General features: G+C 37.8%; 19 protein-coding genes. 18 read left to right on the top strand and 1 reads right to left on the bottom strand.

Translation table 11 applies throughout. The annotated features are described in order from the left end of the window. Positions 1–10: 10 nt before the first annotated feature. The 13 genes from N0O92_RS19200 (at position 11) to N0O92_RS19140 (ending at position 15,407) form a co-directional block, all read left to right on the top strand. A complete protein-coding gene (locus tag N0O92_RS19200) occupies positions 11–1,003 on the top strand; it encodes a Gfo/Idh/MocA family protein (RefSeq protein ID WP_315616261.1) in 993 nt (330 codons plus the stop codon). Positions 1,004–1,821: 818 nt separating this feature from the next. Next, the gene (gene pruA, locus N0O92_RS19195; RefSeq protein ID WP_315616260.1) at positions 1,822–3,366 is read left to right on the top strand and encodes an L-glutamate gamma-semialdehyde dehydrogenase; all 1,545 of its coding nucleotides are present in this window, start codon (positions 1,822–1,824) and stop codon (positions 3,364–3,366) included. A 31-nt stretch (positions 3,367–3,397) separates the two neighbouring features. After that, positions 3,398–4,315: a proline dehydrogenase family protein gene (locus N0O92_RS19190; RefSeq protein ID WP_315616259.1), complete on the top strand. Its 918-nt coding sequence runs from the start codon at positions 3,398–3,400 to the stop codon at positions 4,313–4,315. Positions 4,316–4,392: 77 nt separating this feature from the next. Continuing rightward, a complete protein-coding gene (gene rocF / locus N0O92_RS19185) occupies positions 4,393–5,298 on the top strand; it encodes an arginase (RefSeq protein ID WP_315616258.1) in 906 nt (301 codons plus the stop codon). A 13-nt stretch (positions 5,299–5,311) separates the two neighbouring features. Continuing rightward, positions 5,312–6,508, top strand: coding sequence for an ornithine--oxo-acid transaminase (locus tag N0O92_RS19180; protein WP_315616257.1), 1,197 nt, complete (start codon positions 5,312–5,314; stop codon positions 6,506–6,508). A 127-nt stretch (positions 6,509–6,635) separates the two neighbouring features. Then, positions 6,636–7,079, top strand: a complete 444-nt coding sequence (locus N0O92_RS19175) for a MarR family winged helix-turn-helix transcriptional regulator (protein WP_315616256.1) — start codon at positions 6,636–6,638, stop codon at positions 7,077–7,079. Between the two features lie 384 nt (positions 7,080–7,463). Further along, the gene (locus N0O92_RS19170; RefSeq protein ID WP_315616255.1) at positions 7,464–8,417 is read left to right on the top strand and encodes an ABC transporter permease; all 954 of its coding nucleotides are present in this window, start codon (positions 7,464–7,466) and stop codon (positions 8,415–8,417) included. After that, on the top strand, positions 8,407–9,357 hold the full coding sequence (locus N0O92_RS19165) for an iron chelate uptake ABC transporter family permease subunit (protein WP_315616254.1): 951 nt from the start codon (positions 8,407–8,409) through the stop codon (positions 9,355–9,357). The genes N0O92_RS19170 and N0O92_RS19165 overlap by 11 nt, the downstream gene beginning before the upstream one ends. Next, positions 9,351–10,109, top strand: a complete 759-nt coding sequence (locus tag N0O92_RS19160) for an iron ABC transporter ATP-binding protein (RefSeq protein ID WP_315616253.1) — start codon at positions 9,351–9,353, stop codon at positions 10,107–10,109. Before N0O92_RS19165 ends, N0O92_RS19160 begins: the two co-directional genes overlap by 7 nt. A gap of 535 nt (positions 10,110–10,644) precedes the next feature. Then, complete coding sequence (locus tag N0O92_RS19155) at positions 10,645–11,658, top strand: siderophore ABC transporter substrate-binding protein (protein WP_315616252.1); 1,014 nt, start codon at positions 10,645–10,647, stop codon at positions 11,656–11,658. A gap of 173 nt (positions 11,659–11,831) precedes the next feature. After that, positions 11,832–13,406 (top strand): two-component system sensor histidine kinase NtrB, encoded by a 1,575-nt coding sequence (locus N0O92_RS19150; protein WP_315616251.1) that lies wholly within the window; start codon positions 11,832–11,834, stop codon positions 13,404–13,406. A gap of 217 nt (positions 13,407–13,623) precedes the next feature. Continuing rightward, positions 13,624–14,133 carry an ArsR/SmtB family transcription factor gene (locus N0O92_RS19145; protein WP_315616250.1) on the top strand — a complete coding sequence of 170 codons (510 nt, stop codon included), beginning with the start codon at positions 13,624–13,626 and terminating at the stop codon, positions 14,131–14,133. After that, entirely contained in the window at positions 14,130–15,407 is a 1,278-nt protein-coding gene (locus tag N0O92_RS19140) for an MFS transporter (RefSeq protein WP_315616249.1), read from the top strand. The genes N0O92_RS19145 and N0O92_RS19140 overlap by 4 nt, the downstream gene beginning before the upstream one ends. Before the next feature lie 559 nt (positions 15,408–15,966). On the opposite strand, the gene N0O92_RS19135 is transcribed toward N0O92_RS19140, so the two are convergent. Then, positions 15,967–17,154, bottom strand: a complete 1,188-nt coding sequence (locus tag N0O92_RS19135; protein WP_315616248.1) for a DUF418 domain-containing protein — start codon at positions 17,152–17,154, stop codon at positions 15,967–15,969. 157 nt (positions 17,155–17,311) lie between these two features. Here N0O92_RS19135 and nfsA point away from each other — a divergent pair, with 157 nt between their 5' ends. The 5 genes from nfsA to N0O92_RS19110 all read left to right on the top strand — a co-directional run bounded on the left by nfsA (position 17,312) and on the right by N0O92_RS19110 (position 21,929). Then, positions 17,312–18,052, top strand: coding sequence for an oxygen-insensitive NADPH nitroreductase (gene nfsA, locus N0O92_RS19130; protein ID WP_315616247.1), 741 nt, complete (start codon positions 17,312–17,314; stop codon positions 18,050–18,052). A 161-nt stretch (positions 18,053–18,213) separates the two neighbouring features. After that, positions 18,214–19,401 carry a pyridoxal phosphate-dependent aminotransferase gene (locus N0O92_RS19125; RefSeq protein ID WP_315616246.1) on the top strand — a complete coding sequence of 396 codons (1,188 nt, stop codon included), beginning with the start codon at positions 18,214–18,216 and terminating at the stop codon, positions 19,399–19,401. A 72-nt stretch (positions 19,402–19,473) separates the two neighbouring features. Next, positions 19,474–20,370, top strand: coding sequence for a manganese catalase family protein (locus N0O92_RS19120; protein ID WP_315616245.1), 897 nt, complete (start codon positions 19,474–19,476; stop codon positions 20,368–20,370). Between the two features lie 118 nt (positions 20,371–20,488). Next, positions 20,489–21,124: a fumarylacetoacetate hydrolase family protein gene (locus N0O92_RS19115; RefSeq protein ID WP_315616244.1), complete on the top strand. Its 636-nt coding sequence runs from the start codon at positions 20,489–20,491 to the stop codon at positions 21,122–21,124. A gap of 46 nt (positions 21,125–21,170) precedes the next feature. Continuing rightward, complete coding sequence (locus tag N0O92_RS19110; RefSeq protein ID WP_315616243.1) at positions 21,171–21,929, top strand: glycerophosphodiester phosphodiesterase; 759 nt, start codon at positions 21,171–21,173, stop codon at positions 21,927–21,929. The last annotated feature ends 411 nt before the right edge of the window (positions 21,930–22,340 follow it).

Raw genomic sequence — 22,340 nt, 5'->3', positions numbered from 1 at the left:
AGTTACGATTATGATTCGTTTTGCTATTATCGGAACTAATTGGATTACGGAAAGCTTTCTTGAAGCTGCTAACCAAATTGAAACATTTGATTTAACGACAGTTTATTCACGAACAGAAGAACAAGCACAAACATTTGCCAAGAAGCATGGAGCTCCATATACATATACTGATTTGGAGAAAATGGCAAATAGTGATCACTTTGATGCTGTCTATATTGCTAGTCCAAATTCCTTTCATGCAGATCAAGCGATGCTAATGATGAAGCATGGTAAGCATGTGTTATGCGAAAAGCCTTTAGCTTCCAATACGGCTGAAGTTGAAGCGATGATACAATGTGCAAAAGATCATCAAGTGTTATTAATGGAGGCACTAAAGACAACGTTGTTGCCCAATTTTCTTAACATAAAAGAACACCTACATAAAATAGGGAAAGTTCGTAGGTATACTGCAAGCTATTGTCAATATTCCTCTCGTTATGATCGCTATAAGCAAGGGGAAGTATTAAATGCATTTGACCCAACATTCTCTAACGGATCCCTTATGGATATCGGCATTTATGCGGTGTATCCGTTAGTTGAATTATTTGGAGAACCTCTTTCTGTAACAGGGCAATGCTATATGCTTGATTCTGGTGTCGATGGACAAGGAAGTCTGCTATTACAATATAAAGATATGGATGCGGTTATCACCTATTCTAAAATTACCAACTCCTATCTGCCTTCTGAAATCCAAGGCGAAAATGGAAGTGTGATTATAGATAAAATCCACACACCTGAAAAAGTTGAAATTCGCTATAAAGATGGCACGGTTGAAGACATTACAGTCAGTCAGGATCAACATCCCATGTATTATGAAGCGCAGGAATTTATTCATTTAGTTTCTAATAAAAAGAAAGAATCAGCCATTAACTCTTTTACAAATTCCATGGTTACGGCATCAATATTAGAAAATGCAAGGAAACAAATGGGAGTGATTTATCCAGCAGATAGGTCAAGTGAATGATTCATAATAACGTGCATAGATATAGTAATGAGGCTATGAAAAAAGAGTTTTATTAATGAGAAATCCGAACGCAACGATAGTGGATGCATAGCAATCGCTCCGGAAATATACTTCGCTTTCCGCGGGCGGCTGGTGAGCCTCCTCGTGCTTACGCACTGTGGGGTCTCACCCTTGCCTTTAATCCCGCTGGAGTCTACGTATCTTTCCTCCGCTATAGTTGTGCATCGTTTCGTAATCTCAGTGAAACACTTTCGTTATGTTCCAGCCTCATTACTTAGCTATATGATACGTGCCAGAATATAATTGTCATCGATATTTATTTTAAAACGCTGTTTTCGTAAAGATTGTTGCTATGAAATAGTTTTTCCTTATAGTGAAATGGAGCGGAAGTCACTCGACTCCTGCGGGAATGCAGAGGTAGGGGCGAGACCCCTCTGGCGTAGCCGAGGAGGCTCGGCACCTCCTTGCGGGTGCGAGTGGCTGAAGCGCAATGGAACGAATATGAGGAGAACACGTATCCCATGAAAACAACAAAGTATGCGAAAACAGCCTTTTAAAAACACCAGAAGTCATATACATCTTAGCCCCTCTGTATGAAGCTCCAACACGCTAACGTGACCAATGCACACCTTCATTTAACTTATTTTTCTCTATCAAAAGTTTTATATTTCAATAATATTCTTCCAAACCCATGAGTCTCGAATTGTTACACCTATAACAGACATTCATGTTAGTACCTATCATATCGTAAAAGTTGCATTCACTCTTTGTCATTTCGAAGTGTACTATATTTTGAAAGAGTAAAGGAGTCGATTTTGATGACCGTACCGTACAAACATGAACCATTTACTGATTTTTCTTTGGAGAAAAATGTAAAGGAATTTAAGATGGCGTTAGATCAAGTAAAAAAAGAACTTGGAAAAGAGTACGATCTAGTAATTGGTGGCAAACGGATAACAACAGCGGAAAAAATGGTGTCTGTTAATCCAGCAAACAAATCAGAGATTGTAGGAACCGTCTCAAAAGCGAATCAGTCTCTAGCTGAAAAAGCAATGCAAGTTGCTGATGAAACCTTTCTAACATGGAAGAAGTGGGACCCGGAAGTTCGTGCGGATATTCTCTTTAAGGCTGCAGCCATCGTTCGAAGACGCAAGCATGAATTCTCAGCCTATTTAGTATATGAGGCCGGTAAGCCTTGGAATGAAGCAGATGCTGATACAGCAGAAGCAATCGACTTTCTAGAATATTATGGACGTCAAATGATTGAATTAAAGAAAGGCTATCCTATTGAAAGTCGCAAAATTGAAAAAAATAGACTTTCGTATATTCCTTTAGGAGTTGGTGTTGTCCTATCTCCTTGGAATTTTGCCTTTGCCATTATGGCGGGGATGACGTCAGCTGCTCTCGTTGCAGGAAATACCGTGCTCTTAAAACCTGCTAGTACGACGCCGGTTGTTGCTGCTAAATTTATAGAAGTGTTAGAAGAAGCTGGCATGCCGGCAGGAGTCGTTAACTATATTCCTGGTAGTGGAAGCGAGGTGGGTGACTATTTAGTTGATCATCCGAGAACTCGTTTTATTAGTTTTACAGGTTCAAGAGAAGTGGGAGTCAGAATTTATGAACGTGCCGCCAAAGTTCAAGAAGGGCAAATCTGGTTAAAGCGTGTTGTCGCAGAAATGGGTGGGAAAGATACGATCATTGTTGACAATCAAGCTGATTTGGATTTAGCAGCGGAGTCCATCGTGAAATCTGCCTTTGGATTTTCTGGTCAAAAATGTTCAGCCTGCTCTAGAGCGGTGATTCATCAAGATGTATATGACGAAGTGTTACAAAAAGCAATTGCGTTAACGAAGACATTGACAGTGGGAGATCCAGCCGAACGAACCTATATGGGACCAGTAAATGATCAAGCTGCTTTTGATAAAGTGATGAGTTATATTGAGATCGGAAAAGAAGAAGGAACACTAATGACTGGTGGAAATGGGGATTGTTCCAAAGGGTATTTCGTAGAGCCAACCATTTTTGCAGGGGTAGATGAACATGCACGAATCATGAAGGAAGAGATTTTTGGACCTGTTGTTGCTTTTTGCAAGGCAAAAGACTTTGATCACGCTCTAGAAATTGCCAATAATACGGATTATGGATTAACAGGTGCGGTTATCACGAATAACCGAAGGCACATAGAAAAAGCAAAAGAAGATTTCCATGTTGGGAATTTGTATTTTAATCGTGGATGCACAGGCGCCATAGTTGGGTACCATCCATTTGGAGGCTTTAATATGTCAGGGACTGATTCGAAAGCAGGGGGACCTGATTATTTACTATTATTCACACAAGCCAAACTAGTAACCGAGCAACTATAAAAACAGATTACTAGCTAAGGGGGTTATGGAAATGGTTGAAAAACTCTCCAAAAATTTTTTTCTGTATTTATCAAAAAACAAAATCTTAAATAAAGGTGCAAAAAAATGGGGATTGAGACTAGGAGCTGCACAAGTAGTAGCAGGCGTAACGATACCGAGTGTCATTGAAGTGATTAAGGGGCTTAATGAAAAAGGCTTGGTATGTACGGTTGATCATTTAGGAGAGTTTGTTCTTCGTAAGGAAGAAGCAATTGATTCTACGAAAAAATGTATAGAGACACTTGAAGCAATTTCGGCTTCAGGAGTGAATAGTCAATTATCGATTAAGTTAACACAACTTGGACTAGATATTGATCGTACGTTTTGTGTCAATAATGTAAGGCAAATTCTTGATGCAGCGCGTAAGACGAATAATTTTGTCCAAATTGATATGGAAGACCACTCTCATTACTATCAAACGTTAAGCATACTCGAAGAATTACGTAAAACCTATGATAACGTTGGTACTGTGCTCCAAGCGTATTTGTATAGTGGAAAAAAGGATTTGGCAGGGTTAAGAGGAGTACCTTTAAGGTTAGTAAAAGGGGCATACAAAGAATCAGCAGAAGTGGCTTTTCAACAAAAGGATCAAATTGATAAAAATTACTTGGAAATGATTAAACAGCATTTGTTGACGGGTAGTTATACAGCCATTGCTAGTCACGATCACCGTATCATTGAGAAAGTTATGAAGTTTTGTAAGCAATGGAACATACCGAAAACCCAATTTGAATTTCAAATGCTTTATGGATTTCGTACAGAGCTTCAAGAAAAGATAGCAAAGGAAGGCTATACGATGCGTGTTTACGTACCATTTGGTCATGATTGGTATGGCTATTTTATGAGGAGGCTAGCAGAAAGACCTCAAAATGTCTCTTTTGCTTTAAAAGGTTTGTTTTCAAAGAAGTAATAGAGAAGAGTCATTCTTTGTTGCAGATGGTCTAATGATTCTCATTTTATGTACCACTTTATGAAAGGGGTTACATTATGGGCACGAAGAAAAAAATATCGGTAGTTGGCGTTCCAATGGACTTAGGGCAAATACGTCGTGGCGTCGATATGGGACCGAGTGCAATGAGGTATGCTGGTTTGTTGGAAGACCTAAAAGGTCAAGGATTTGAAGTAATTGATTATGGGGATCTAACCATTCATCGATCAACAAATGGGACGAATCAAGAACAGAAAATAAGAAACTTACAGGAAGTCATTTCTGTAAGTGAAGAACTTTGCATAAAATTAGATGAGACCATAACAAAAGGGGGATTTCCCCTCGTATTAGGTGGAGATCACAGTATTAGCATTGGTTCGATCGCTGGAATTGCCAAGCATTATCAAAATTTAGGGGTTATTTGGTATGATGCGCATGCCGATTTAAATACAGTAGAAACCTCTCCATCGGGAAATATTCATGGCATGCCGCTAGCTATTAATCTAGGTTTCGGTCATCCGTTATTAACGAAAATTGGCGACTATTCACCGAAAGTAACCCCAGAAAATATTGTCATTATAGGGGCAAGGTCTATTGATGAAGGGGAGCGTACATTCATACAAGAAAAAGGAATTAAGGTGTTTACGATGCATGAAATTGATCGGCGAGGAATGACTACGGTGATGGAAGAGGCGATCCGCTATTTGGAAGATCGTACAGATGGAGTACACCTAAGCTTTGATTTAGACAGCATTGACCCGATTTATGCCCCTGGCGTAGGGACACCCGTACGTGGAGGTGTTACGTATCGAGAAAGTCACTTAGCGATGGAACTATTAGCCGAAGCCGATATCATAACATCTGCTGAATTTGTTGAGGTGAACCCTATTTTAGATGATAAAAACACAACGGCAGATATAGCGATTGAATTAGTCGCCTCTTTATTAGGTAAGCAGCTTCTTTAGGAGGAGGGAAATGATGGAAAAGTCAAAAGAGATTATAAAAAAAACCAACCAATTCGGGGCGAACAATTACAATCCCTTGCCTGTTGTTATTTCAGAAGCTAATGGAGTATGGGTAAAGGACCCGGAAGGAAATACGTACTTGGATATGTTAAGTGCTTATTCAGCGGTTAATCAAGGACATTGTCACCCGAAAATTATAGCTGCCTTAACAGAGCAAGCACATAAAGTCACATTAACGTCTAGAGCCTTTCATCATGATAAACTTGCGCCATTTTATAAAAAGGTGGCAGAACTAACGAGAAAATCTATGATATTGCCAATGAATACAGGAGCAGAAGCGGTGGAAACAGCAGTAAAAGCGGCGAGAAGGTGGGCGTATGATGTGAAAGGAGTTAGTTCCAATAAAGCAGAAATCATTGTTTGTGAAAATAACTTTCATGGGCGTACCATGACGGCCGTTTCACTGTCTTCAAATGATGAATATAAAAGAGGATTTGGACCAATGCTCCCTGGCATTAAGGTAATTCCTTATGGAGATATACATGCTTTAAAAAAGGCCATAACGCCGAATACTGCGGCATTTCTCATTGAACCAATCCAAGGCGAGGCCGGGATCATTATTCCTCCACGAGGCTACGTAAAGCAAGCGCATGATCTTTGTAAAAAACAGCGTGTGTTATTTATGGCAGATGAAATTCAAACGGGATTGGGGAGAACAGGAAAACTTTTTGCATGTGACTGGGATCAAGTGGAACCTGATGTGTATATTTTAGGCAAAGCATTAGGTGGGGGAGTTTTTCCTATTTCAGTTGTGGCAGCTAGCAAAGAAATTCTCGGAGTGTTTGATCCAGGATCTCATGGGTCGACTTTTGGAGGAAATCCACTTGCTTGTGCGGTTTCTTTAGCTGCATTAGATGTAATAGAAGAAGAACGACTTGTAGAAAGATCACTCGATTTAGGAAATTATATGCTAAAGCAGATAAGAAACATCAAAAATCCAATCATAAAAGAGGTAAGGGGAAGAGGTCTATTTATTGGGGTTGAGCTTCATGAGCCTGCAAGGAATTATTGTGAACGGTTAAAAAAGGAAGGATTGTTATGCAAGGAAACACATGAAAACGTCATTCGTTTTGCTCCACCACTGGTGATCAAGAAAAAAGATTTAGAATGGGCGATTGTTAAAATTTATGAAGTCTTTGATTCTCATTGATGACATCTATATTAAAATGGAACAGACCATATTAGAAAAAGTATTTAAAACGCTTTCCCCTATGTTGATTCTTGTTAATGAATCCTGTACGATCTTTATATGACAAGAAAATTAGGGGTATTCACGAATGGGACAGAGTAAATATATTTTAGCAGAGTCGATAGGCTATAAAATTACGAATACGGCGCGACTCATTACGAATCGTTTAAATCAAAATTTTAAACAAAATCACTTACCGGTAACGAATGAACAATGGTCGATTATGATCAGGCTGTGGGAAGAAGATGGGTTAACTCAAAATCAATTAGCAGAACTAACAAAAAAAGACTCACCAAGTATTTCAAGACTGATTAACAATATGGTAAAAAGAGATCTAGTTACAAGAATACCCCACCCAGTTGATAAGAGAACGAATTTAATTTTTTTAACAACAACGGGTAAGAAGTTGCAGCTCAGTATGATCGAACAGGCGCAACATACAGTAGACCAAATTTCTGATGGAATTGAACAAGAAGAAATGGAAACGTTTTTGAAAGTATTGAAAAAAATTGATAAAAATTTAGGTGAATAATGGTCATAAGCTTCTTTTCTCTAAATGAGAATAGAAGTTTTTTTGTTGGTATCATAAGCTCTTATTGTGAATAAGATGAACGTTGTTTAGACAACAAAGTTTTAAAAAAAGATGCAACTTATCTTAATAACCTCTAATACATATGCATAGTTTCGTCATTTTTTTAATATAAATTAGTTGTTTAGACAAATAATTGGAAAAATAGTATTGACAATCATTATCGATTAACATTAGAATGTGTTATATCGATAATCATTATCAATGTTAATTGCTTCTTTTTTTTGTTTGTGATTGATTATGATTCTCATTTAACTCGTTAGGAGGATTGAACGTTCATTTACTAGTTACTTGTAGAAATCTTTTTAAGTAGAAAGAGCTGTCATTATGAGAAAACGTTATTTACTACTAGTTTTAGTACTATTATCAATAGCTTCGTTATTTATAGGAGTAAGGGACATATCCCCGCTTGATGTGTTTCGTCTGACGGATGATCAAGTTCAAACGATGTTACTCGTTCGGTTTCCTAGGTTAATTAGTATTATTATAGCCGGAGTTGGAATGAGTATATGTGGATTGATTATGCAGCAACTAACAAGAAACAAATTTGTCTCTCCAACGACAGCAGGAACGCTTGATTCTGCCAGACTAGGAATCTTAGTGTCTTTAATTTTGTTTACATCTGCTAGTCCACTACAAAAAATGGTCGTTGCCTTTGCATTTGCTTTAGCAGGTACGTTTATTTTTATGAAAATCTTAGAACGAATTAAGTTCAAAGATACGATTTTCATTCCACTTGTTGGGCTGATGTTTGGGAATATTGTTAGTTCCGTTACAACCTTTTTTGCTTACCGATATGACTTGATTCAAAATATGTCAGCTTGGTTGCAAGGAAATTTCGCTGTCGTAATTAGAGGTCAATATGAACTTCTTTACATAAGTATTCCTGTTTTAATTCTGGCTTACATCTTTGCTAATAAATTTACAGTAGCTGGGATGGGAGAAGAGTTTGCAGTCAATTTGGGGTTAAATTACAAACATGTGATGAATGTCGGCTTAGTCATTGTCGCTTTGATTACATCGGTTGTTGTGTTAACCGTTGGGATGATTCCATTTTTAGGGCTTATTATTCCGAATATTGTTACGATTTATAGAGGTGATAATCTTCGTGAGAACTTACCTTATACCGCTCTGTTAGGAGCTATATTTGTACTTTTCTGTGACATTTTAGGGCGCATTTTAATTTATCCATATGAGATTGCGATTGGTCTCACGGTTGGAGTAATTGGTAGTGGAATTTTTCTTTATTTATTGTTAAGGAGAAAGACATATGGGCTATAGAGGAAAACTAATAACGCTATCAATCATTGCAATTGGCCTCGTTGCTCTTTACTTAACAATTGGAGCAAATGGAAACTGGGATTACGTCCTTCCTAGAAGAGGTTATAAAATTGCAGCTATTGTCTTGACAGGCGCCACAATCGCATTTTCAACGATGGTGTTTCAGACTATTACAAATAATAGAATTTTAACTCCTAGTATTATTGGGTTAGACTCATTGTATTTATTAATTCAGACGTTCATCATCTTCACATTCGGTTCTTTAAGTGTTGTGATGATCAACAAGCACCTGAACTTTGCTGTTTCTATAGGTTTTATGGTGATCTTTGCTTGGTTGCTTTTTAAATTACTATTTAATCGCGAAGGCCGAAATATATATTTTCTTTTATTAGTAGGTCTTGTATTTGGGACATTGTTTGGTAGTTTAACAACATTTATGCAAGTACTCATTGATCCAAATGAATTTTTAATGGTTCAAAATCGAATGTTCGCAAGCTTTAATAATGTTAATACCGATTTATTTTGGACGTCGGTAATGCTAGTGATCATCATCTTTATTTATAGTTATCGCTATATAAAATATTTAGATATTTTATCTTTAGGAAAAGAGCATGCCGTGAATCTAGGTGTGAATTATGATCAAGTTGTCAAAAGGTTGCTCATTGTTATCGCTATTCTCGTGGCCATTGCGACTGCACTTGTTGGTCCTATAACGTTCTTAGGTCTTTTAGTGGCAAATGTTGCTCATGAGTTTATGAAAACATATCAACATAAGTATTTAATTGCCGGGGCTGTACTCATAAGTATCGTTGCTCTTGTCGGTGGACAATTAATTGTTGAACGAATCTTTGCCTTCTCAACGCCATTAAGTGTCATCATTAATTTTGTTGGTGGAGTGTACTTTCTATATCTATTGTTAAGGGAGACGAAAAAATGGTAGAAGTGATGAATGTTTCAAAACAATATCAATCTAAAAAAGTGGTAGATAATGTCTCAGTTAAAATTAGAAAAGGTACGATTACTTCATTCATTGGTCCAAATGGGGCTGGTAAAAGTACATTGCTTTCCATTGTTAGTCGGTTAATAGCGAAAGATCAAGGGGAAGTAAAAATTGACGATGTTGATATAAGTAAAACGAAAAGCGATGAGTTAGCTAAGAAAGTTTCTATATTAAAACAGTCGAATAATATTACGATCCGATTAACCATTCGCGATCTAGTGTCCTTTGGACGTTTTCCATATTCACAAGGTAGATTAACAAAAGAAGACAAAAAATATATTGATGAAGCCATTTCTTACATGGAATTAGAGGACATCCAAGATAAATTCTTAGACCAATTAAGTGGTGGGCAAAGGCAACGAGCTCATATCGCGATGGTCATTGCTCAAGATACAGAATACATTTTACTCGATGAACCATTAAACAATTTAGATATGAAACATTCTGTGCAAATTATGAAAGTATTGCGGAGAATGGTAGATGAGCTAGGCAAAACGATTGTCATTGTCTTACATGACATCAACTTCGCTTCCTGTTACTCGGATTTCATTGTCGCCTTAAAAGACGGAAAAATTGTACGGGAAGGCCCCGCACAAGAAATCATTACTAATTCCGTACTAAAAGAAATTTATGACATGGACATTCCGATTAACTGCGTAGGAGACAAAAAAATCTGTGTGTATTTTACATAGATTTTAACCCAAAAGGGTGATCTTCCCTTTTGGGTTAAAATCGACGCGGTGAGCGGAACCGCCGTAATGGTTTTAAGCTGTTTGAGCGATCTTCTCAAACAGCGCACGGCGAGAGAAGCCACCGCAAACGATGTACGCACAGGTAGGGTGGAAAGGCCGATCTTGCCTTTTTGGGTAAAATCGACGCGGTGAGCGGAGCCGCCGTAATGGTTTTAAGCTGTTTGAGCGATCTTCTCAAACAGCGCACGGCGAGAGAAGCCACCGCAAACGATGTACGCACAGATAAGGGCAAAAGGGCGAACTTCCCTTTTTGTTTAAAATCTTAAAATCCCCCCTTATGAAATTAAGGGGGGAACATTAAAAGGTAATAGTGATAATGATTATTATTATCTTCAATAATTTTTTGTTAGTTAATGAAATTGGTGGATATGTAGCAAGTCCTCGGCCAAGGTATAGCAATTGCTCTTGCAAAACAAACACTGCCAATCTCTTTAATTATATATTTTATACAATAGACAAAATAGGAGTGAGTAGAATGAAAAAGTCGTTGATCTTTTTACTAATGACATTGGTTTTATCTCTATTTTTAGCAGCGTGCGGTTCAAGCACAGAAACTGAAGGTGAGGCTGCTGATCCAGTTGAAGAAGTAGAAACAACGGAAGACGAAGGTGCTGAAGAAGAAGCAGAGACAGAAGCAGCTGAAGAAGCTGAAATTACAGTTACTCATCAATTAGGTGAAACCGTTATACCGAAAAATCCAACAAATGTAGTTGTTTTTGATATGGGTGTACTTGATACATTAGATACATTAGGAGTAAATGCAGTAACAGCTGTTCCAACTGAAAGTATTCCAGAATACCTTTCAAAATACCAAGGCTCTGAATATGAAACAGCAGGTACATTATTTGAGCCTGATTTCGAAAAAATTTATGATTTACAACCAGATTTGATTATTATCTCAGGTCGTGCACAAGAAGCTTATGACGAATTAAGCGAGATTGCGCCTACACTATTTGTGCAAGTTGATACTGCAAACTATTTAGAGTCATTTACAAGTAATGTTGAATTATTAGCTGAAATCTTCGGAAAAGAAGATGTAGCTGCAGAACAGTTGGCTACAATTGAAGAATCGTTAGCTGCATTGAACGAAAAAGCAACGTCTAGCGAGGCAGAAGGTTTAATTATTCTGGCAAACGATGGCTCGATCAGTGCCTATGGTCCAGGATCAAGGTTTGGAATGCTTCATACTGATTTTGGTGTTGCGGCAGTAGATGAAAACATCGAAGTTTCTCAACACGGACAAAATATTTCTTTTGAATATATTGCTGAAAAAGACCCTGAATATTTATTTGTTGTGGACCGTGGAGCTATTGTTGGCGGAGAATCTTCTGGTCAACAAACAGTAGAAAATGATTTAGTAAAAGGAACACAAGCTTACCAAAATGGCAATATTATTTACTTAGATCCAGTATATTGGTATATCACTGCTGGTGGATTAACAGCAATCGATGGAATGATTGCTGAAGTAGATGCGGCCATTGCTGAATAATGGATGAAGAGGTGGCAACAGTGGAAACATTGTTGCTGCTTTTTTGTGTATCGAAAAAAATGTCGAAAAAAAATACGTATCCAATGATTCGGTAAGACAATTTAGTGTAATATGGTAAATAGGTCCCGCTTTTTCAAATTGCAACAGACAAGAGAATGATGGTGTGGGTTATAATGGAAGTTACTGAAATTAAGGATGATTGCTACGTGACATTTTTAGAGTTTTTACATAAACGAAATCGGCTGTTGCTGATTATTATATGGATTTGTTGTTTTTTCTTTCTCTTTTTAGATGGGGTGTTTTTTCCAGAGTATATTTGGCCTCCAGTTGGGGTTATCACTTGCTTCAGTTTGTATCTTTTTTATCGATTCATACCCAATCCTGTTATTATGATGTATGTCATGATCACAGGCATATATGTGTATACATTTGTTGTTAATTGGATGTATCCAGAAGTTGGCTATTTTATGTTTATCTTTTTTGGAGTCATGTTGGCTTCCGTGTATCAACGTCTTGATGCCTTACTTTATGCGGGAGTGTTAGCAACAACGATGATTGTGTTTTTTTTCTATCATTCGTTTGACGATATTTTTGTTGATGTAGATCAGAATGAGGTTTTAACGTTTGTCATTTTTTCTTGTTTAACGATCATCTTCTTTATTTTTCATATTCGTTTTACGAGAGAACTATGGATGAAATCTCAAAAGAATGAATACATGGCAAAACAAGAGCTAGAAACAACACAAGCTCATCTAGATTCATTGTTTTCAAATGTAAAAGAAGGAATTGTGTTATTTCATGAGGATGGTAAGATTCTATCTTGCAACCAAGCATTTGAAAACTTATATGGATATTCTCAAGTAGAGTTGATCGACACCAATATCAAACAAATCTTCGGGGGAGAATGGAAAAAGTTGTTAACTAACAGTCAGCCCTTTTTAGAGACTGAGCATGTCACTAGAAGCAAACAGTCTATTTTTGTGAATGTTTCCATTTCTGAGATTGCGACAACTTCAGAGAAAAAAGTCTATTCCGCCTTTATACAAGATGTGACTGAAAAACGAAAAACAGAAGAACAAGTCATTCAAGCTGAAAAACTGTCTTCTGTAGGGCGTTTGGCTGCTGGCATTGCTCATGAATTGAAAAACCCTCTTACTGTATTAATAGGGTTTGTAGATTTATTAGATGAACGATCGGAAAAAAAGAAAGACTTAATGATTGCAGAGTTACAACGTATGAATATGATTACAGATGAATTGTTGATGCTCGCCAAACCGCAAGCAGTCGAAAAAAGAAAAGTGGATATGAAACAACTGTTAGATGATGTTTTGTTTTTGTATCGAGGATTTTTAAACCAACATGAGATTGAGGTTTCCATTGTTACGAAAACAAAGCTTCATTCTATTTATGCTGAGCCAAATCAAGTGAAACAAGTTCTTGTCAATGTTTTAAAAAATGCCGCGGAAGCGATCGGTTTACATGGCAATATCGAAATCTCACTTGAGGATATTGATGAAAGTGTCGTCATTATCGTTGATGATGATGGCGGCGGATTTGATTCTTTAACGCTAACGAAAATCGGAGAACCTTTTTATACAACGAAAAAAGATGGCACAGGGTTAGGAACGATGATTGTTAAGAAGATCATGAGTGACCATAGAGGCAGTGTTCAGTACAAAAATCTCTCTAATAAAGGAGCAAGAGTTATACTCACGTTTCCTCGGTTTTCAGAAAAGCTATCTACGTAAAGCAGTCTAAAGAGAAGGGGTTCTCAAAGGTTCCAAATTAGATCTTTTGAGAGGCTCCTTCTTTATATCTTGTGGAAATGGTTTAGGCGAAGGCAGCTGATTACGAAATTTCAAGAAATATAATTAAATAAATGTAGATATTTTTTATTTAAAGTAATAATCTAATTTTATAGATCGATAATCTAAAAAAACAGATCGAATTATGGGAGATTTTAATATGAATAATAAACCATTAAATGTTTCAGTTAAACAAGCTAAACTACTCGGAAATGCACTTCGAATAAAAATTATTAGCCAGTTACTGGAGGAACCTAGAACAGCGAAGCAGGTTGCTGACTTATTGGGGGAATCTGGAGGTAATGTACATTATCATATGAAGAAGCTTTTCGAGGGAGGTCTAATTGAACTTGTGGAAGAAAAACAAGTTGGTGGAGTGATAGAGAAATATTATCAATCAAAATCTAAATGGTTCAATTCTTACGGGACAGAGCCAATTGATCCTGTTTTAAAAGACGATTTTATTTCTAATGAATCAACGGCACTTAGTATACGATTAAACCTCTCTCAAGACCAACAAGATCAAATTAAGGAAGAATTTAGAGCATTTCTTGAAGGGTGGGTGAAAAAGACTTCCGTAAATAACAAGGAAGAGGCTCAAGAGTTTAGTATCGGTATAAAAATAAACTCTACAAAACCAAAAGCCTATCTAAAGGAGGGAGATGAATGAATTTATTTTTGAATAAAAATTTCAGGTATTTGTTTTTAGGAAGAATAATAACCAATATTGGCGATAGCCTGTATGCTGTTGCGGCTATGTGGCTAGTGTACGATCTAGGTGGATCAACTTTTTATACAGGATTAGCAGGTTTTCTTACTATTCTTCCTAGATTGATCCAGTTTTTGAGTGGACCACTAATCGATAAAATATCTATTCGTCCTTTATTAATCAACACACAACTTACACAATGCATCCTTTTATTGATGATTCCTTTGGCCTCTTATCTTGGATTCCTTAGTGTTGCACTTGTTCTAATTTTGTCACCTATTATTATGACCTTTAATATGTTGGTATACCCTGCACAAATGGCTTCACTTCCTAACTTTGTTGAAGATAAAGATCTAACGAAAGCTAATTCTTATTTTACACTTGCATATCAAGGAATTGAGGTAGGATGCAATGCAGTAGCGGGGGTTTTAATTGTTATTGTTGGTGCTGTATCCATCTATATCTTGGATTCTTTCCTATTTTTAATGGGTGCTTTAATATTTTCAATGATAAAAGTAGAGAAAAAGCTTACAAATATACAAGAAAGTATCATGAAAAAATCAATAAAGAATCAGTTGAAAACGTATCATTATGAACTTAAAGATGGTATGAAAATTTTGCTTAGCAAAAAATTCTCTCGACTCCTTTTTGGTATGATTGTTATTAATCTTGTGGGCGGAGCAACTTTTGTGGTTCTTCCTGAATTTAGTGACTATCAAGGTGGAGCCGAAATCTATGGCTTATTATTAATGGCTCAAGCAATTGGTAGTTTGTCAGGAGCGCTACTAGCCCCTTATCTAAAATTAGAGCATTTTAAAGTAGGAAAGGTATATGCAGTTGCATTTTTAATTAGTGGGGTACTGTGGGCAGTATCTGTATTTATGCCATGGACATGGTTAATGATTATAGTTTATGGAATGGCATGGTTACCTGGTGGTGTTACAAATATTCTAATAAATACGTGTTTACAAAAAGGGATTCCGAAACAATTATTAGGTAGAGTATTCTCAGCCTCGTTTAGTTTAAGTGGTATTGCAATGCCACTTGGATCGTTACTGGGTGGTAGTTTAGGTGTAATAATTGGAGGTTTTTATGTTATTTTTTTCAGTGGAATAGCTGTTCTTACCGTGGGCCTTTATTGGCTTGTAGACAAAACAACTTCAAATTTACCTTCTATAGAGGAAATCGATGAAACGACGTTTAGTAACCAATTATTTAAAACTCAAGTTAATTAGATTGTGTGCTTATTTGCTTAAGTTACCGGATTGCTTTGGTTGAAAGTCAGTTTCTACTGTTATCAAAGTAACGGCTGTTTTATTTAACAAGCTAAGATGACAAACGTCTTCATCAAAATGATGAAAGAGAGAATAACGTTGAATTGTCGATGAAATGCCTTTCATAAAGCTGATGAAAGACAAAGCCAAGTTGAATTGTCGAAGTTTTGTCCGTCATATAGCTAATGAAAGACAAAGTCAGGTTGAATTTCCAAATATTTGTCCTTCATCATGTTGTTGAGAGACAATGTCAAAAAGATTGTTGACTCTTCACTAACGCCACTACACCAGCTAGTTATTAGCTTTACCTAGTTCATCAAGCTCTTTCTAATGTCCCCATTAATCTCGCGTTGGAAATAAAACTTTCTGTCCCCTCTAAATATCTTGTAACTGCCGATGGCTTTTCATCAAAAGTATATTTTGCCATAAAAAAATGCACCTCTAATCGTTAGTTGTGTCTAACGATTAGGGTACAGTTTCTTTTCCTGAGCGTTTTGTGTATTCATTACACGGTTTTTTCCTATTTTTTACGCAATAGTTTTGGTAAATAAAGATACGTACCGGCTCTCCATAGCCATTCAAACGGCCCGATCTGAAAGAGTCGGAGCCACCATTTACTAGCTATAACTTGCAATGTGAAGAATACAAGGACAAGCAAGACGCCTGTAAATACCCCAATATTTGAAAACAAACCAACACCATATCCATAGAATAATGTTGTAAAAACCAATGATTGTAATAGGTAATTACTTAATGACAATCTTCCTACATACGTAAGGGGCTTAAGCCATCTTTGGCCACGTTCACTTGTAGCTAGTAAGACGATGCTAGACGCGTAGAACATAGCAACGAGAGGACCACCAACCATTGTATGAAGCATTTCATAAGCATTAGTATCAATGAATAAATAAGCAATCTTACATGGAAATCCAAAAAGCATCGTAATCCACCAAATTCTCAAGATAAGGCGGCGGTGTTTCGGAACATCTAACAGCCATTTTTTCCTAGCAACAAAGGCACCAAGCAAGAACATTCCAAGAACGCTTACCATAGCCGTCGCATTGATAATGATGTCGCCTACGATTCCTAAACCGAGGGGATCAGCATACAAGCGAAAGAAAACGACTTCTGAATACGAACCTGATGATAATACCTCATTTTCTTCAATCGAATATTGTAGTAACTGTTCATCGACAATCGACGTTGACTCGTCTTCTGGAGTCGCAATTGATAAGGCCATGAGAAATAATAATAGAAAAGACCAGATCAATAAGCCTCTTTCCTTTAATTTTAAAAAGAAGTATAAGAGAAACGCTGTAAGTGCATAAACAAAAAGAATATCTCCATCCCATATAAACAATCCATGCAAATAACCAACGATTAATAAAAGAAAGGTTCGTCTAAAATAAACAACTCCAAATCGTAACGTTCTTTGTTCAAGTCTCTCTTTTAAATAGGCCATTCCATAGCCAAATAAAAAAGAAAAGAGAGTATAAAAGCTAGCTTGGGCAAAGACGAGAATCAATCCTTCGGCGATTTTATCAATCATTCCTAAAGGATAGAGATGATGAATCTCGGGTAAGACAAACAATCCATATTGAAAGTGAAGACTATTAGCTAATAAAATGCCTAATAGAGCTAAGCCTCTCATCATGTCTAAAGCAATAATCCGGTCCCCTTCTTTTAAAGGGCGAGAATGTAGATTCATATATAACTCCTTTTTATATTTTAATTCCTTTTATTGTAAATTAACGAGAAGTACATTAACAACTATTATGTATGATTCTTTAGTAGAAATTCTTTTGAAAACGTTTGAAGTTGAGATAAACTTGTAGTAGTACATTAAGTAAAGGGAGTGACCTACGTTGAAAAGCAATTCGGTTATTGAGTTAATACAAAGTCACCGTTCTATTAGAAAATTTACAAGTGATTCTATTTCAAGCGAACAATTGGAGCAAATCATTGAATCTGGACGTTGGGCTCCAACCTCTCATCATGTCCAAGCATATAGTGTAATTGTTGTGCAAGATGAGGAAAAGAAAAAGAAGCTAGCCGCTTTAGCAGGTAACCAATCTTATGTGGAAACATGTCCTGTATTTTTCGTAATCTGCGCTGATTTTTATCGATTGAAACAGACAAGTACGATTCATCAGCAAGCCTTTGAAATAGGTGAAGAAGAACAGGTCCTTGTAGGGGCTGTGGATGCCGCTTTAGTTGCCCAAAACATGTTACTAGCAGCAAGATCATTCAATCTTGGTGGTGTTATGATTGGGGGCATCCGAAACGATCAAGAGGCTGTGACGGAATTGCTAGATTTACCACCGTATACATTCCCGGTCATGGGTCTATGTATAGGTTATCCGGATCAGAACCCTGAGCAGAAGCCGCGATTGCCTAAAGAGGCTGTTGTTCATTCTGAACAGTATGATACGAAATCGTTAGTTGAAGCGATTGAGGAATATGATGAGGTTATGAAACAGTATTATTATGATCGTACGAAAGGAAAGCGGTCTGATACATGGTCAGAACAAATGGCTAGTTTTCTCTCTACTCCAAAGAGACCACAAGTTGGTGAGTTTCTCAAAAAACAAGGATTTTTAAAATGATCACCCTTCCTTGACAAGCTGTGTTGGAAATACTAGATTACATTCAGACAAAGAGCTACTTTTTTAGACTTATAAGGAGAGCAATGGAAGGGAACATTTCCTTTTTCATTGCTCTCTATAAAAGGGCTCTTTTTTTACATACATTCAAAGAGGTGAAGAAAGTGAAAGAATTTCCACAGTCTGATGCTTTGCAACGATTGCCGGAGCAGTTTTTTGCGAAGCTTGTAAATAAAGTTATAAAAGTAAAACAACAACATGATGATGTGATCAATCTAGGGCAAGGGAACCCAGATCAGCCAACTCCTAAGCCTATCGTGGATCAATTAAAGAAAGCGGCAGACAATCCGCTTTATCATAAATATCCACCATTTGCAGGCTACCCTTTTTTAAAAAAGGCTGTAGCTGATTATTATAAGAAAGAATATAACGTGGATGTGGACCCTACAACCGAGGTTGCTGTTTTAGCGGGAGCCAAAACAGGGTTAGTCGAAATTAGCCAATGCTTGCTTAATACAGGAGACACGGTGTTAGTACCGGACCCAGGATACCCGGACTATTGGTCGGGGATTGCTTTAGCTGGAGCGAACATGTATGAAATGCCACTTAGAGAAGAACATAACTTTCATCCCAATTTCCAAGAGATTAGCCAGTCGACTTGGGATGATGCCAAGCTCATGTTTTTAAATTATCCGAATAACCCAACTGGTGCAGTTGCCACTCCTGAATTATTTGAGCAGGCGATTCAGTTAGGAGATCAGCATGATGTTTGCATCGTTCATGATTTTGCCTACGGTGCAATCGGATTTGATGGAGAAAAGCCACTGAGCTTTCTGCAGATGCCAGGTGCCAAAAATGTTGGCGTTGAGATGCTTACGTTATCTAAAACGTATAATATGGCTGGATGGCGTGTGGGATTTGTTGTTGGGAATCGGAGTGTTATTAAAGCGATTGAACTCATGCAAGATCATTATTATTGCAGCTTGTTTGGCGGAATTCAAGAAGCAGCAGCGTTTGCTTTACAATCTGATCAATCAAGTGTGAATCAGTTAGTAGAAATGTATGAAAGCCGAAGAGCAGCTCTTGTCGAAGCGGCTCATCAAATCGGTTGGAACGTTAATGCACCTAAAGGGTCCTTTTTTGCTTGGTTTCCGGTTCCAGAAGGATACACGTCTGAGTCATTTGCCGATCTTTTATTAGAAAAAGCAAGAGTCGTAGTAGCGCCAGGAATTGGATTTGGGAAACACGGTGAAGGTTACGTCCGAATTGGTTTATTAAGTGAAGAAGCTGTTCTCCGTGAGGCAATGCAACGAATTGGATCGCTTCAAGTGTTTTCTCCGTTAGGAAAATAAATTGGCATAGGACATCCAACTTCCTTCATATGAACATAGTGAATCTTATTTTGCTTCATTGGAGGGAGTCAGATGATAAAACGTTTAGATAAATTACTTATTGATTTGCCTAAACCAGAGCATCCAGACGCGAACGCTGCCGCGGCAGTCCAAGAATTGCTTGGCGGGAAATTCGGGGAAATGTCGACGTTAAATAATTATATGTATCAGTCCTTTAATTTTCGAAGTAAAAAGAAATTAAAACCTTTCTATGACTTAGTTGCTAGTATCACTGCTGAGGAATTTGGCCACGTTGAATTGGTCTCACACACGATAAATAACATGATCGAAGGCACAACGTTCCCTGCCGACCCTGACATGCAGCCAATGCAAAATGCAAAAGACAAACGAAATACGTACCATTTTATTGATACGGCTCAAACGTCCCGACCGATGGATTCCATGGGGGCTCCTTGGAAAGGAGAGTATGTTTTTAATAGTGGGAATTTGATTTTAGATCTATTGCATAATTTCTTCTTAGAATGCGGTGCGAGAACACATAAGATGCGTGTCTATGAAATGACCGAGAACCCCGTTGCCCGTGAAATGATAGGGTACCTTCTTGTTCGTGGCGGTGTTCATGTTGTCGCCTATGCAAAAGCTCTTGAAATTGCGACGGGTGTGGACATGACGAAAATGGTACCTATTCCGAATTTATCGAACAAAGCCTTTGATTATGCAAGAAAGTATGAAGATCAAGGTGTACATCGTAAATTATATACATTTAGTGATACAGATTACCAAGATATCGATAAAATTTGGAAAGGGACTCACCCAGAAGATGGAAAGCCTGTAGAAGTCATACGAGGAGCTCCTCAAGGGGCCCCGATACCGGATTATCCTGAAATACAAGAGGAATTTGCGCCTGGAATTTCTCATGAAGATTTCTTAGAAATAGCAAAACGTCTCCAGCGCTCTGCAGGGATATAATTATAGAAGTGTCCTGTTAGGTGAGTAACCTTTTGGGACACTTTTTTTACAACGAACTGAAGAGATGTCCCTATCAATCTCTGCACTCTTTTTAGTACAATAGGAGACAATAGGTGAAATGTCAAAGTGGATGAAAGGGTGTAGTCAATTGAATATTTATTGCATAGGGCGTAATTATGAAAAACATGCTTCAGAATTAGGGAATGAGGTACCAGACCAACCTCTTTTATTTTCTAAACCTAGTCATTCATTAGTTGAAGCAAGAGGGCAGGAAATTGTTTTACCAAAAGGTCTAGGTGACATTCATTACGAACTAGAGATTGTCTTAAAAATTAATAAAGCCGTAGAAAAAGGAAGTAAAGTGACGGAAGTAGTAAGTGAAATGGCTCTTGGTCTTGATTTAACGTTGCGAGATGTTCAATCAGAATTGAAGAAAAAAGGTCATCCATGGCTTAGGGCAAAAGGATTCAAAAACTCAGCCATTATAACAGAGTTCTGGCCTTTTGATGAAAAGGAATGTGCCAATACTGAATTTTCTTTTGATCTGAATGGAGAGACGAGGCAAAAAGGTCATACTCGAGATATGATTTTTACGTTCCAAGATATTATTGATGAATGTGCCGACTGTTTTGGGTTGGGAGAGGGGGACCTTATTTACACAGGAACACCAGAAGGCGTAGGCCCGATACATGTGAACGATATTGGGAAACTATTTTGGGGTGTCGAGGAAAAGGGCTCTTTTCTAATAAAGTAGGATAGCACTAGGGCTGTGAACAAAAAAGTGAATTAGGGGAGATCGTGTGAACCAGACACAAATATTTGCGCATCGGGGCTTTTCAAGTTCGTATCCGGAAAATACGATGGCGGCGTTTAAGGCTGCATATGAGGCGAAAGCTGATGGCATTGAGCTTGATGTACAATTAAGCAAAGATGATGTTCCCGTTGTGATTCATGACCACACACTTGAGCGAACGACGACAGGAACAGGTTATGTTCAGCATCATACAGTACAGCAACTAAAACAAGTAAGTGCAGGTTCGTGGTATAGTGAAACATTTCAAAAGGAAGAAATTCCAACACTTGAGGAAGTGTTTATATGGGCGAGAGGGCTGCCATTGATTGTAAATGTAGAGCTAAAGGGCTCTATTCAACATCGGCATAAAACAGCATCTATTATTCTACCATTAATAGAGAAGTATGAACTGGAAGAGAAGGTGATTCTTTCTTCTTTTGACCACCAGCTTATGGCTCTTTGTAACCAACAAGCTCCTATGGTTGAGACAGCCATCATTGCATTTGCCGCTCTATATGATCCTGCTGCATATGTAAGGCAAGTTCAAGCACTGGGATATCATTTTTATTTTAAAAGTTTGCTAGATGATGAGATAGAACAATTGATAAAAAAGGGTCTTCGTTTACGCCCATTTACGGTGAATGATGAAGAGGAAATTAGAAGATTTATTCAATTGGGATGTGACGGAATCATAACGGACAACCCTAAAAAAGCAGTAGACATTCGTAATGACAATCAATATGATCGAGTGAGGAATTTTAGTTGAGAGTAAGAAGGACTGGGACAAAAAAGTGTTTATTAATGAGAAAATCGAACTTAATGTTAGTTGGTGCATAGCATTCGCTCCGGAAATAGACTTCGCTTTCCGCGGGCGGCTGGTGAGCCTCCTCGCGCTTACGCACTGTGGGGTCTCACCCTTGCCTTTATTGAAGCCACTGAAAAAGTGCTCGTTTATTTCGGACTTGAGGAGCTTCGACCCGCTCCCGGGATGGGGGGCACGCTTTCCGCAGGCGGGCGTTGAACTAACCGGCTGCGCCGGTGGATTTCAAACTGCCCTTCCCTCCTGCAGGAGTCGGCCCTCCCATCCCGTCCGCTTTGTTGAGAGGAAAGATAGAAATTCCCTACTCTTCAACAATCAAAAATAATAGGAGAAATAGCGTGAAAAAGGCCTTTGAGA

This window comes from Alkalihalobacillus sp. MEB130, from assembly GCF_032335535.1.
GTDB lineage: Bacteria > Bacillota > Bacilli > Bacillales > Bacillaceae_D > Halalkalibacter.
Note: the sequence above shows the minus strand (reverse complement) of the source record. Positions and strands in the feature narration are given on the sequence as shown.

What these genes read in the sequence shown, in the direction of transcription:
- N0O92_RS19200 (WP_315616261.1), top strand. Translation starts at nt 11, where the DNA reads ATGATTCGTTTTGCTATTATCGGAACTAATTGGATTACGGAAAGCTTT.
- pruA (WP_315616260.1), top strand. Translation starts at nt 1,822, where the DNA reads ATGACCGTACCGTACAAACATGAACCATTTACTGATTTTTCTTTGGAG.
- N0O92_RS19190 (WP_315616259.1), top strand. Translation starts at nt 3,398, where the DNA reads ATGGTTGAAAAACTCTCCAAAAATTTTTTTCTGTATTTATCAAAAAAC.
- rocF (WP_315616258.1), top strand. Translation starts at nt 4,393, where the DNA reads ATGGGCACGAAGAAAAAAATATCGGTAGTTGGCGTTCCAATGGACTTA.
- N0O92_RS19180 (WP_315616257.1), top strand. Translation starts at nt 5,312, where the DNA reads ATGGAAAAGTCAAAAGAGATTATAAAAAAAACCAACCAATTCGGGGCG.
- N0O92_RS19175 (WP_315616256.1), top strand. Translation starts at nt 6,636, where the DNA reads ATGGGACAGAGTAAATATATTTTAGCAGAGTCGATAGGCTATAAAATT.
- N0O92_RS19170 (WP_315616255.1), top strand. Translation starts at nt 7,464, where the DNA reads ATGAGAAAACGTTATTTACTACTAGTTTTAGTACTATTATCAATAGCT.
- N0O92_RS19165 (WP_315616254.1), top strand. Translation starts at nt 8,407, where the DNA reads ATGGGCTATAGAGGAAAACTAATAACGCTATCAATCATTGCAATTGGC.
- N0O92_RS19160 (WP_315616253.1), top strand. Translation starts at nt 9,351, where the DNA reads ATGGTAGAAGTGATGAATGTTTCAAAACAATATCAATCTAAAAAAGTG.
- N0O92_RS19155 (WP_315616252.1), top strand. Translation starts at nt 10,645, where the DNA reads ATGAAAAAGTCGTTGATCTTTTTACTAATGACATTGGTTTTATCTCTA.
- N0O92_RS19150 (WP_315616251.1), top strand. Translation starts at nt 11,832, where the DNA reads ATGGAAGTTACTGAAATTAAGGATGATTGCTACGTGACATTTTTAGAG.
- N0O92_RS19145 (WP_315616250.1), top strand. Translation starts at nt 13,624, where the DNA reads ATGAATAATAAACCATTAAATGTTTCAGTTAAACAAGCTAAACTACTC.
- N0O92_RS19140 (WP_315616249.1), top strand. Translation starts at nt 14,130, where the DNA reads ATGAATTTATTTTTGAATAAAAATTTCAGGTATTTGTTTTTAGGAAGA.
- N0O92_RS19135 (WP_315616248.1), bottom strand. Translation starts at nt 17,154, where the DNA reads ATGAATCTACATTCTCGCCCTTTAAAAGAAGGGGACCGGATTATTGCT.
- N0O92_RS19120 (WP_315616245.1), top strand. Translation starts at nt 19,474, where the DNA reads ATGATAAAACGTTTAGATAAATTACTTATTGATTTGCCTAAACCAGAG.
- N0O92_RS19115 (WP_315616244.1), top strand. Translation starts at nt 20,489, where the DNA reads ATGTCAAAGTGGATGAAAGGGTGTAGTCAATTGAATATTTATTGCATA.